This window comes from Alphaproteobacteria bacterium (assembly GCA_037146715.1).
Lineage (GTDB): Bacteria > Pseudomonadota > Alphaproteobacteria > UBA7879 > UBA5542 > JBAWWO01.
In genome coordinates this window covers 1-2,639 of sequence record JBAWWO010000030.1, presented here as the reverse complement: position 1 = coordinate 2,639, position 2,639 = coordinate 1, and the positions used below count along the sequence as shown (strand labels likewise).

3 protein-coding genes are annotated in these 2,639 nt (G+C 44.5%); 1 reads left to right on the top strand and 2 read right to left on the bottom strand.

Translation table 11 applies throughout. The features are described from left to right. Positions 1-296 (top strand): hypothetical protein (locus WCG05_05680; GenBank protein ID MEI8321469.1); only part of this gene is annotated, 296 nt, incomplete at its 5' end. Between the two features lie 116 nt (positions 297-412). On the opposite strand, the gene WCG05_05675 is transcribed toward WCG05_05680, so the two are convergent. Continuing rightward, on the bottom strand, positions 413-2,071 hold the full coding sequence (locus WCG05_05675; GenBank protein ID MEI8321468.1) for a putative transposase: 1,659 nt from the start codon (positions 2,069-2,071) through the stop codon (positions 413-415). A 62-nt stretch (positions 2,072-2,133) separates the two neighbouring features. Further along, a partial coding sequence (locus WCG05_05670) for a helix-turn-helix domain-containing protein (GenBank protein MEI8321467.1) occupies positions 2,134-2,639 on the bottom strand: 506 nt, incomplete at its 5' end.

Below are 2,639 nucleotides of genomic sequence, written 5' to 3'. Positions count from 1 at the left end.
CAGCTGTTCTCGCAACAATGACAGGGATTGCGCCAACATTTTTGGCTGCATTTATAGCTACGTTAAAATTAGTTGTAATCGCTATTCCTTCCGGGATGACACTTGGGTCAGTTATAGAAGGAAAGAATTATTTCAGGTTTGGGGAAGTGAGAGAGGATTATATGAGAACTGAAAAAAATATGTATGATAATTATGGTGGAGGGGGAATATTAAGTGGCTGGCCAGGTAAAATAATAAATTCAACTTTATTGGACGATGACAAATACCTGGATCCGGCCTCTTTGGTTTCTTACTAATTCCAGCTAAGATGACAAATTCAGTTTCAACCCTGTTTTAGTGGGATATTCTATCACAATTGCGGCGCCAGCGATTTTGGGTTACAATAAATTCAGACCTCCAAGACTATCGCAAACTAAACTGCGACTGTTTCGTAAATCAGCAACAAATTTGTATAGGGGAAACAGGTTTCCATTTGATTTAGCGAGGCACAAAGTTGTTTGGCCGCCTGATTGGCCCTAGGGGTTGATAAAGAGTGCAGTCTGATGGTGAGGGTGTTGTTTTGGTAATCTGGAACCATATCGGCATCGCTGGTAAATATTTCTTTCAATAACATCCTGCCGTCTTTGTCGGTGTCTTTGTAGGATTCGGCAAGCAAGTTGAACAGCGCAGATTCGGCACGATAGGTTAACATGATGACTGCATTCTTCAGCTTTTTTCCTTCCTGCTTGAGTTTGTTATAACGTTGTTCCAGTGGCATTTGATCGATCCTGATCCGGGAGGGGACATGGGTCCTTTTAATGGTCAGGTCTTTGATTATTTCTTTGTATTCACTTATCTGTTCGATCAGGGCGGTAGCCTTGCTTAGGCTTTTCATAAGCTGTTCGTGGTTTGTCACATCGCTTTCATCCATTTTTTTAAACATGCGGGCTTCAAGCCTTGCTTTTTTCTCTTTTGCTTTCTTTAACGCATAGGTGAGCTTCTTGTATTCAGGATTGGGTATGGTGAGGGCTTGGTTTACCGATTCTGTCCCGTATTCGACCATCTTGTCAAAATCAAAATCTGCTATCATATACTTAAAAAAGTTTTCTTGCGTCCATCTGGAGAACATCTTTACGGCTATGGTCTGCAAGTTTAATGTAGGGTGTGTTGCTATGATGGATGTCTGGTGGCCGTCCTGGGAGAGTTTGCGCACTTCCCTAAACCATATCCCGTTTATCTGTGTGCCCATCTCGCAAAGCTGCATAGTAGCGTTGGTATTAAAAACTTGTGCTTCAACATCATGGAAAAGTGTTTCGTCCCATCTGTCGGTTACATTTTTACGATAGGAGATTATGGCCACGCTGTATTTATCCCATAGCTTTTTGAACCATGCCGGCTCGTACGCTTCACGGTCGAAGACAAGGGTGAAGACAGGTTCGCCGGGTTCGGGGGGATGGGGTATTGCTTTAAGCAATTTGGGAATGGCTTCTTCGATGGCGGATTTCAGCTTTTCGTTCAATTCGGCTGTGATGACCATCAAAGGTAGCCCCGTCTGGTCGTTTACCCAGAATTCGGTGGTGCCGCTCAAACAAAGCTTTTCGCGCGACACAAAACGCTTGGGCAGGTTGGCAATCTCCCCATGATAAACCAACACATGACCATCGATATAAAAAAACATTTCAGGCATTTGCCCTACATAGGATTGAAGCAGTGCGGTGTGCAGTTCGTCTGACTTGGCCTGGACAAGGATCTGATGGACCTTTTTCCTGAAATAGCTTACTTCCGGGATACGGTCCAGGCCAAGAAGTTTCCCCAGTTCCCCGGGCGGTTGCTTTTTAAGCTGTTCGGGGTTTTTTATCCGGCATAAAGCCATGAAACATAAAGTGAGTATTATATGGTGCAGCCCATAAAAACCAGAGGGAAGTAGTTTAAATGTGTTAAAAAAAAGAGTTAGTCCTTGTGAAACCAAGGCTGGGATAGAAAACAACACCCCTGCATTGAGTACGCTTTCCTGATGTTCGAATAGGCTGGGTGCGTAGGGCTGAGTTCCGGTCACGGCTAAGCCCCGTTCTTCCTGACGGGTTGCGGCGATGCCTATGCCTTCTGATGCTTTGGCATCCTGAAAACTCCTTTCGCTGCGTGTGGTGGCTTGTCTTACCTGTTGTGCAAAGTTTTTTTTAATCGCCCCTGGCTTATTGCATACCGAATGCTGCCCTCGGATATGCCTTCCTGTTTTGCAATGGAATTGACACTTTGCCCTGTGTTCAGCTTGCCTTGTATGCGCTCCAATACTGGTGGTAACAGTTTATGGCTCCGCCCATGGCGCAACTCCGCATTAAAAAAAACGGATTCTCCTTTTTCGCCATATTGCTTCGCCCAACGGCTTACACTATCAAATGACACATGAAAGGTATCGGCTATCTCCTGGATTGTGCAACGTCCTTGCTGTATCAGATTCGATGTGATATAACGAAAACCGCTCAGGTCCCCGGATTCATGTGAATAGATTGACTCCCCACAATGAAAATAGCTGACCTTCCCTTTATAATCACGAACACCTAGCGTACTGTTGACCATCTTGGTGTCGTTCGGAAATATCGGTAATAATAATTGTCCCATGGTTGCAAAGTAAGGGATTTTTAGTTTACGAATACCTAAGC